Raw genomic sequence first — 9209 nt, 5'->3', positions numbered from 1 at the left:
GGTGTTCCTTTTGGCGTCGCGATTTCGCTTTCCGCTTCAGGCACTTATTCAATATAACGAACCTCCCTCATTGTGTCAACTATTTTTCCAATAATATTTTTGGGACGGCTTTTGATTCCCTATGAAACTCCCCACAGTGCCTGGTTCTAGGCAACAATGGTTTATGCACTGTGCTGACCAAAGAAGGGGGAAGCGTGAATTTTCAGTCGGTTATAGCTTTATTGCATCAGTTCTGGGGCGATCGCGGTTGTCTCATAGCCCAGCCCTACGATATTGAGAAGGGGGCAGGTACTAAAAATCCCCAGACATTTTTAAGAGCATTGGGGCCGGAACCGTGGGCTGTTGCCTACGTTGAACCTTGTCGTCGCCCTACAGATGGACGCTATGGCGAAAATCCCAACCGCTTCCAGCACTATTATCAGTATCAAGTTCTGATTAAGCCATCGCCAGATAATATTCAAGAAATATATCTTGATTCCTTGAGGGCTTTAGGTATTCGTCCTGAAGACCACGATATTCGATTTGTAGAGGATAACTGGGAAGATGCGACGGTGGGAGCTTGGGGCACTGGCTGGGAAGTATGGTTAGATGGCATGGAAGTTACTCAATTTACCTACTTCCAACAGTGTGGAGGAATAGACTGCCGTCCGGTATCGATTGAGATTACATACGGATTAGAGCGGCTGACAATGTATCTCCAGCAAGTAGAAGCATTTACAAAGATCCAGTGGACAGACAACATTACTTATGGAGATGTTTTCCTACAAAGTGAGATTGAGCAGTGTACATACAACTTTGAAGCTTCAAATCCTGAGTTGCTACTGACACTATTTAATTTATATGAGCAGGAGGCTACCCAATTGACGGAGCGAGGATTGGTCTTGCCTAGCTTAGATTATGTAATGAAGTGTTCGCACACGTTCAATCTGCTGGATGCTAGAGGTGTAATTTCGGTGACGGAGAGAACTCGCTATATTGCCAGGATTCGGCATTTGGCTAGGAAGGTAGCTCATTTATATGTTGAGCAAAGAGAGAAGTTGGGTTTTCCGTTGCTTAAAGATACTGTCAGTTCAACAGGAAACCCAATATCCTAAAGGGTGCGGCTACTCGAAGTAAGTACAGCTTTGTGTAAAATCGTGAGGTTTTTAAACGCAGAGGAATGCTGAGGAAAGCGCAGAGGTACGCAGAGTTTTTTTAGAGACTTCGCTACGAACTTGCAAAATTTTGTCCTAAGTACAGCTTTGTGTAAAATCGTAACGTTTTTAAACGCAGAGTCTTACCAAATTTAATTCGCTACAACTTTGTTTTCTGTTTATCCATGCTGTGCTGAGGTTTAAGCTAGGTATATCTTTATGATGCGGCTTTTGCTAAAAGACAAAAATACGGTTAAATATTGAGTCTAGAACATTAAAGCTACAAGGATAAGGCCCGCCTGTGCGGGCTTTTTTTGTATAAACTTGATGGACTATATTTCACCACAAGGATAAAAATTTTTCGCTGTTGCTGATTAAAGAGATGAAAAACTCACGCATAGGCGCTCCAAGCGCAGATAATAAGAGTTTGGAATATTTTATTTTTGATTTCATAGCCAAATTCAGCAATGCCGATTTTTCTCTATTGCTGCCCTAGCTATTTTTAAGTCAGCTGCAAATTCGGGTTGTCAGGTGTTTTTACAAAAAATCTTATGATTCAAACCAGTGGTGTAATTATTTGTCTTGGCTACATTTTTGGGTTGCTGTTTACAGCAGTTCCTGGGGGTGGTGTGTGGATTTTGGTTCTGGGGATAGTGGGAGCAATTCTTTTTAGAAGACGCACTACTTCACGGCAACTTGCTCAGAAAACAGAAAATGCTGGAAGCAAAAATAAGGCAGTGCCTAACACTTGGCAAACTACTCCCCATCCTCGAATATGGATAGCTGCTGGCTTGGTAGGATTATTGGCAACTCTATATTTTCAATGGCGAGTGCCGCAACCAGGTGCAAAAGATATTAGTCAGTTCGTTCCGCCTGGAAATAGCAGTAATCAAGAACAACTTGTAATTGTTCGTGGCGAAGTGGCGAGTAATCCCCGCTTGACTCGCAGTCAGCGTGGACAATTTTGGCTGGAAGCGACTCAGTTAGATGAAGTCAAAAATGACAAAGGTTCAGCAGGTGTGCCAAAAGGGGTTACAGGTAAATTGTATGTGACGGTGCCTATACTTCAGGCGACTGGGTTATACCCTAGTCAACAAATTGCTGTGACTGGGATTTTGTACAAACCAAAGGCGGCTTCAAATCCTGGTAGTTTCGATTTTCAGAAGTTTCTCAAGCAGGAAGGAACCTTTGCTGGTTTGATTGGGCGACAAATAAATGTTTTAGAGCAGGAACGTAAATGGGGATGGTGGCAAATTCGGGAGCGAATTGTGCGATCGCAAGTTCGTTGGTTGGGTATCCCTGAAGGGCCTCTTGTCAGTGCAATGGTGTTGGGAAGCAAAGCTGTTGATTTACCCTACGATATCCGCGACTTATTTGTACAAGCTGGATTAGCTCATGCTTTAGCAGCTTCCGGGTTCCAAACTTCTTTGATTTTAAGTGTGATCTTACAATTAACGAGGCGGGCAAGAAAAGGAACGCAATTTACCCTTGGCTTTTTGGCTTTAATCATTTTTCTGAGTTTAACAGGTTTTCAACCTGCGGTTCTCAGAGCCGTAATTATGGGTTTTGCGGCATTAGTTGGTTTGCTATTAAAAAGAAAAGTAAAACAGTTCGGCTCATTACTATTAGCAGCAACTCTATTGTTAGTGTTTAATCCTCTATGGATTTGGGATTTAGGCTTTCAATTGAGTTTTTTAGCAACATTGGGATTAGTTGTAACAGTACCCGCATTAGTCAATCGACTAGGATGGCTACCGCCTGCGATCGCTGCTTTGATTGCCGTTCCCCTAGCTGCCACTATTTGGACTTTACCTGTGCAACTTTTTGTCTTTGGGGTTGTACCATCTTATAGTTTGTTGCTGAATGTTATTAGTACTCCATTAATTTCGATCATTAGTATAGGTGGAATCATCAGTGCCTTAGTGGGTTTAATTTGGACTCAGGCAGGAAGCTTTTTAGCTGCGGTGTTGCATTACCCTACTGATTGGCTAATTAAACTAGTGGAATTTTTTAGCAAGCTGCCAGGAAATTCTGTTGCTGTAGGCAGCATATCTACTTGGCAGCTTCTGACGATTTATGTACTGATTATATTGGTTTGGTTAGTCCCTTGGTGGCAGAGGCGGTGGTGGTTTGCTAATGTGATTGCGATTGGTTTAGTATTCATTCCCCTTTGGCATTCCACAAATACATTATTTAGAATAACAGTATTAGAATCTGGTACGGAACCAATTATAGTTGTCCAAGATAGAGGGACAGTAACTGTAATTAATAGTGGCGATGAAGGGACAGGACGTTTCACAATTCTACCGTTTTTACAGCAGCAAGGTGTAAATCAAATCAATTGGGCGATCGCAACTGATTTCCAAGGCAATGAAAGTAATGCTTGGTTGGAATTACTGCAACGTTTACCAATCAAAAATTTTTATGAATATTCCCCCAAGCCAGAAAATTCAATTGCAACTCAGGCAATTCAACAAGAACTACAAAAGCATCAAGGATCTTACCAACCGTTAGCAGTTGGTCAAGCTGTGAAAACGGGTTCAATAGTGGTGCAATTAATCAACGATCAATTACCTATTTTACAATTGCAAATTTTAGATCAGAATTGGTTATTAGTAGGTAATATCAAATCTAAAGAGGTACAGCAACTAGTTAAGAGTGGGAGTTTACCTCGTCCACAAGTGTTATGGTGTGCCCCTCAGTCATTAAAAGATTTAGTGATTGCTCTGCAACCACAAGTAGCGATCGCTTCTTCTGCCAACTTGGATCTAAAAGCGTTATCGGAACTCAACCAAAGCCAAACAAAATTATTTTTTACAGGACGAGATGGGGCTATTCAATGGACACCTAATGGTCAGTTTGAGGCGTTTATTGAAGCAACAGAGAATAAGTCTTCTGTCTTATAAAAAACTCAAAACCAATTCAGAAGGCAGAACGGAACCCACGTTTAAAAACCTGGGATTGATCTTAGACGCTTTATATCTCGCGGCACTTTCCGCTTGATACAATTCTTTTTTAAACGTGGCTCTAGACCCCGAACTAAAGTTTTTATTAATACTTCTTTCCTTCTGCCCTCTGCCTTTATTTGTAAATTTAAAAACATGATATTTATTTTTAAGCAAAACTAACTAAAGATAGATGTATAGCCATTCGCAAGCAAGTAACCTCTCAAAAGGTCTAAGAAAGGTCTATTTACTGAGCAGGTGCTAACCCTATGCTTGGTGTAAGTAAGTGGTTATGAAGAATTCAAGGTTTGTAGTAATGGCTGAAACTCTTACTAGGAGACAATCTAGTTACTTTTACATTGCGTAACATAGTTAGGACTTACGCAAAAACCCTCTCAAACTATCATTCCTCCGTGACGCGCCAGTTGCTTCAAGTCGGGGAACCGCAAGGGCGCACTGGCTTCTCTGCGCCCTCTGTGGTTCGTTTTCCGTTACCCGTGCGTAAGTCCTAATAGTTTGATTTATTCTTGCCCACTTACTTAATTTTTGTATTTTCATACGTGCTGACACGGATTACCACAGGAAGATATAGAAAATGGGAAGTTTAATTGAATTTACGTTGTTTGCTCCTCGTAATGAAGGAGCAGCTTTAATTGGGTCTTTTTCTGAGTGGAAAGAAATCCCAATGGTAAAAAGTGAAGATGGTTATTTCCGCGCTCAAGTAAAACTGGAAGATGGAATTTATCAATATAAATTTCGCGTTCAAAGCAAAAGCCCGAATTTTGCACTTGATGAATGGGTAGACGTTATTGACCCTAAAGCAACAGATGTGAATGAAACAGAAAAGTACAGCATAGTGCGGATTAAAGATGGGCAACGAATTATTGATACTTACGTTTGGCAACACGACGAAAAACCATTGCCTGAGAATCGTGAATTAGTCATATATGAAATGCACGTTGCAGATTTTTCTGGTGATGAAGTTGGGTTTGATAAACGAGGCACATATTTAGGGATAATTGCCAAGTTAGATTATCTGGTTGAATTGGGAGTTAATGCAATTGAATTAATGCCAGTTAATGAGTACCCTGGTAACTATAACTGGGGCTATAAAGTGCGCCACTTCTTTGCTACAGAATCTAGTTACGGTTCAACAGAAGATTTAAAGCGATTAATAGATCAGTGTCATGCTAGAGGCATTCGCGTTTTTATGGATGGAATTTATAACCACACAGATGAAGAATGCCCGTTAATGCTAATTGACCGAAATTACTGGTATTACGAACACATGCATTATCCCGAAGATCCAGATAATTACTGGGGGCCAGAGTTTAACTATGATAATTATGATGAAAAATTAGATGTTAAACCTGCATGGAAATACGTCGGGGATGTAGTGCAATTTTGGATTCAGGAGTATCACATTGATGGAATTCGCTTTGATGCAGTGCGCCAATTGGCTAACTTTGAATTTTTAGACTGGCTAGCGAAGCAAGGAAAAAACCATGCTGCATCCAAGCAGTTTTACAATATTGCTGAACATATTCCCGATACAAACACTGTAGTCAGTCCAGATGGGCCATTAGATGCTTGCTGGCATGAAAGTTTTCGATACTTTATAGTTCCATATATTTGTGGAGAAACATTTGAATTAGAACAACTAAAACAAATTTTAGATCCCAAGCGGCAGGGTTATGCAACTGCTACCAATGTGATAAATTATTTGGCAACCCACGATCGCGAACGTCTATTGCGAGAATTAGGCGATCGCGGTATCTTTGACACGGAGGCATTTAAGCGAGCGAAGTTAGCAGCCGTTCTCTTAATGACAGCGCTGGGTATACCAATGCTGTGGATGGGAGAAGAGTTTGGCGAATATCAGCAAAAAAGCGAAGATGTAACTAAGCCACAGAAAATCAATTGGTCTTTGTTGTCAGGCGACCAGAATCATAATTTATTTGAGTATTATCAAAAACTCATTGCTCTACGCAAGCAAAATCTAGCCTTGCAAAGTGACAATATCGAGTTTTTCCACGAAAATCCCGATGATAAACTGCTGGCTTATACCCGATGGAATGAGCAGAATTCTCGTGTGGTTGTCGTGGTAAATTTCTCCGACCAGAATCTAACTAGATATCAAATTCCAAACTTCCCAACTGTTGAGTGTTGGCAAGATTGCTTCGATAATCGTGAAGTTGAAGCTAGAGAAGATGGTTTAGTTACTGATTTGCCAAGCTATACAGCCAAGATATTTGTTTAGCAGTTGTAGTCTGTGAAGAAATGATTAATAGGTAAGGATTGTTCGTTGTTTGCGCTTTAGCCCCAATACAAACCATAATTATTTTTCGGCGTTGCTGAATTGAAGTATGAATCCGGATGTAGAGACGTAGCAGTGCTACGTCTCTACAAGGATTTTGGTATTATGCAAAATCATTTTCATACATGGAATCAGCGACGCCAATTTTTCTATTAGATGTTTTTAAAGCTGTATAGACAATTAACTGACAGAGTTTTTGGGTAAGAAATGGTTGTCCCTCTGTCCAGTAAATAATTTCTTGAAGTACTGCTTCAGGTTGAGTTATAACTTCCTCTAATCCCTTCAGCAATGGCATGGCTTCATGGAGTTGAAAGCCGTGTAAATCTATCGCTGTACCAATGTTAAGAGGATACTGGAGTCTGGCTCCTGATTTACTTAGTCTCCTATAGTGCAAGACATAGGAGCCAAGATGATTCCACATCCAGCTTGATGGCTGTGATATTATGAGAGACTGCTACATACATTTAGAAAAACTAGAAATTGAATCGATCATGGCTCTGACGCAACTGCGGAAACAAGAAATAATTTCCAACTACCAAGTTCACGAAACCGACACTGGGTCGGCCGATGTCCAAGTTGCCATGCTAACTGAGCGCATTAACCGCCTCAGCGAACATCTCCAGGCAAATAAAAAAGACCATTCTTCCCGGCGGGGACTGTTAAAGCTAATTGGTCAGCGCAAGCGTCTTCTAGCCTATATATCACAAGAAAGTCGGGAAAAGTATCAAGCTTTGATCGCTCGTCTCGGTATTCGTGGATAGGGATTACCGCTTATGTCTGCTGAAGAATCTGAACGTAGTCGCTTGCCCTTTGAACCAAACAAAAAGCGCCAAAAACTCGCAAAAACTCAAAGTAAACCAGCAGCACAGCCACAAGAATCTGGCAAACAGGCTGATAGAAAACGGTCTTACACCAAACAAGAGATGGCTATTCCCCAAGTAGTCAGCCAGAGGATGATCCGCCGGGTAGCTGGGTTCTGTGGTGTACCAACAGCTTTGGGCATTAGCGTCCTAGTTGTTAGCTATCTGCTTGCTATCTACTCTAAGATCCAACTACCTCCCATCGCCGTGTTATTGGTGAACATGGGATTATTTGGTTTGGGGGTTTTAGGGATAACTTATGGCGTTCTTTCTGCCTCTTGGGATGAAGAAAGAGTCGGAAGTTTGCTGGGTTTGGGTGAGTTCAACACCAATTGGGGACGAATGGTGGCAGTTTGGCGCGAAACTCGCCAAAAAAACTCATAATGATCGGCGCTCAGGTATTAGATAACTGCGGTATTGGGTAGATGAAGAAGTGAATGTTGAAGTTGAAATTTTATAACTTCAACATTGCTAATTAAAGTTATGTTATCTTTTTATACCCTATATCTAGTTATTTAGCAGTAAAATTACTGACTGGGCGCTATATTTTGTAAATAAATTTTATTTTTAACTCTTTGTAATTAGGCTAATAAGCAACAATAAAGCTAGTCCATTTACAGACAATTTTACTCAATTAATAATCAGGAACTTTCACATGATTATAGTAATGAAAAGTGGTTCCCCAGAGGCGGAAATAAACCGCATTGATGAGGAACTAACTAGCTGGGGGCTAACTCCAGAAAAAATTGTTGGTCAACACAAAGTAGTTATTGGTCTAGTAGGTGAAACCGCCAGCTTAGATCCACTACAAATTCAGGAACTTAGCCCTTGGATTGAGCAGGTGTTGCGGGTAGAGCAGCCTTACAAACGAGCCAGCCGCCAGTACCGCCACGGCGAAGCTTCGGAAGTGGTGGTTAATACTCCTAATGGAGCGGTGGTATTTGGTGAACACCAGCCTTTGGTAATCGTTGCCGGCCCTTGCTCCGTAGAAAATGAAGAAATGATTGTGGAGACAGCACGGCGCGTCAAGACGGCTGGAGCTACATTTTTGCGTGGCGGCGCATACAAACCTCGGACTTCACCTTACGCTTTCCAAGGACACGGCGAGAGTGCTTTGGATTTGTTGGCGAGGGCACGGGAAGTCAGCGGACTAGGTATTATTACAGAAGTGATGGATGCTGCTGACCTGGATAAAATTGCCGAAATTGCTGATGTAATCCAGGTGGGGGCCAGGAATATGCAGAATTTCTCCTTGCTCAAAAAAGTGGGAGCGCAGCCGAAACCAATTCTGTTGAAGCGGGGAATGGCGGCTACTATTGAAGATTGGTTGATGGCTGCCGAGTATATTCTGGCATCTGGCAATCCCAATGTAATTTTGTGTGAACGGGGAATACGCACCTTTGACCGTCAGTATACGCGAAATACGCTGGATTTATCAGTAGTGCCTGTGTTGCGAAAGCTGACTCACCTGCCAATTATGATTGACCCCAGCCACGGCGTAGGTTGGTCTGAGTTTGTGCCTTCAATGGCAATGGCTGCGATCGCAGCTGGCACAGATTCCCTGATGATAGAGGTTCACCCCAACCCTGCCAAAGCCTTATCCGACGGGCCCCAATCTCTCACACCAGACCGTTTCGATAACTTGATGCAAGAATTAGCAGTGATTGGGAAGGCGGTGGGACGCTGGCAGCAACCAGCAGTAGCTCTAGCTTAAAATTGAGTTGCAACTTCTTGCTAGGCATAAATAAAATAAAGCCGTCCTACTAATGACAGGACGGCTTTATTTTGAGCTTTCTTTGTTTTCTTTAATTTAGTCAGAAGCTGATATTATAGCAACCGCCACATCGGTTAGGACGCTAGATGTAAGATATACTCCATTGCATCCCGTAGACACTCATATTGGTCAAGTTGCTTGCGAATGCGACTTTTGAGCCAAGACCAGCATCGCTCAATC

Annotated in this window: 7 protein-coding genes; 6 read left to right on the top strand and 1 reads right to left on the bottom strand. The window is 41.9% G+C overall.

Annotated elements, in window-relative coordinates:
* The first annotated feature begins 194 nt into the window (after positions 1 to 194).
* From glyQ to LC653_RS42970, 3 genes are all read left to right on the top strand, one after another.
* A complete protein-coding gene (glyQ, locus tag LC653_RS42980) occupies positions 195 to 1094 on the top strand; it encodes a glycine--tRNA ligase subunit alpha (protein WP_229501372.1) in 900 nt (299 codons plus the stop codon).
* 590 nt (positions 1095 to 1684) lie between these two features.
* Positions 1685 to 4039: a ComEC/Rec2 family competence protein gene (locus LC653_RS42975; RefSeq protein WP_229501371.1), complete on the top strand. Its 2355-nt coding sequence runs from the start codon at positions 1685 to 1687 to the stop codon at positions 4037 to 4039.
* A gap of 634 nt (positions 4040 to 4673) precedes the next feature.
* Positions 4674 to 6338: an alpha-amylase family glycosyl hydrolase gene (locus LC653_RS42970; protein WP_229501370.1), complete on the top strand. Its 1665-nt coding sequence runs from the start codon at positions 4674 to 4676 to the stop codon at positions 6336 to 6338.
* Positions 6339 to 6498: 160 nt separating this feature from the next.
* Here the strand turns inward: LC653_RS42970 and LC653_RS42965 are convergent, their stop codons facing one another.
* Positions 6499 to 6816, bottom strand: a complete 318-nt coding sequence (locus LC653_RS42965; RefSeq protein WP_229501369.1) for a hypothetical protein — start codon at positions 6814 to 6816, stop codon at positions 6499 to 6501.
* 70 nt (positions 6817 to 6886) lie between these two features.
* Between LC653_RS42965 and rpsO the strand changes: the two genes are divergently transcribed.
* The 3 genes from rpsO (at position 6887) to aroF (ending at position 8969) form a co-directional block, all read left to right on the top strand.
* On the top strand, positions 6887 to 7156 hold the full coding sequence (gene rpsO, locus LC653_RS42960) for a 30S ribosomal protein S15 (protein WP_041565894.1): 270 nt from the start codon (positions 6887 to 6889) through the stop codon (positions 7154 to 7156).
* A gap of 12 nt (positions 7157 to 7168) precedes the next feature.
* Positions 7169 to 7639, top strand: coding sequence for a PAM68 family protein (locus LC653_RS42955; RefSeq protein ID WP_229501368.1), 471 nt, complete (start codon positions 7169 to 7171; stop codon positions 7637 to 7639).
* 271 nt (positions 7640 to 7910) lie between these two features.
* On the top strand, positions 7911 to 8969 hold the full coding sequence (gene aroF, locus LC653_RS42950) for a 3-deoxy-7-phosphoheptulonate synthase (protein WP_229501367.1): 1059 nt from the start codon (positions 7911 to 7913) through the stop codon (positions 8967 to 8969).
* Positions 8970 to 9209 lie beyond the last annotated feature (240 nt).

Source organism: Nostoc mirabile CHAB5784 (assembly GCF_020829645.1).
Classification (GTDB): domain Bacteria; phylum Cyanobacteriota; class Cyanobacteriia; order Cyanobacteriales; family Nostocaceae; genus Nostoc; species Nostoc mirabile.
The sequence above is the reverse complement of the archived record's forward strand: the minus strand, read 5'-3'. Positions and strand labels throughout refer to the sequence as shown.

Excerpts from the sequence above, each read along its gene's own strand:
- LC653_RS42955 (WP_229501368.1), top strand. The coding sequence starts at position 7,169 with ATGTCTGCTGAAGAATCTGAACGTAGTCGCTTGCCCTTTGAACCAAAC.
- LC653_RS42970 (WP_229501370.1), top strand. The coding sequence starts at position 4,674 with ATGGGAAGTTTAATTGAATTTACGTTGTTTGCTCCTCGTAATGAAGGA.
- LC653_RS42975 (WP_229501371.1), top strand. The coding sequence starts at position 1,685 with ATGATTCAAACCAGTGGTGTAATTATTTGTCTTGGCTACATTTTTGGG.
- rpsO (WP_041565894.1), top strand. The coding sequence starts at position 6,887 with ATGGCTCTGACGCAACTGCGGAAACAAGAAATAATTTCCAACTACCAA.
- LC653_RS42965 (WP_229501369.1), bottom strand. The coding sequence starts at position 6,816 with ATGTGGAATCATCTTGGCTCCTATGTCTTGCACTATAGGAGACTAAGT.
- aroF (WP_229501367.1), top strand. The coding sequence starts at position 7,911 with ATGATTATAGTAATGAAAAGTGGTTCCCCAGAGGCGGAAATAAACCGC.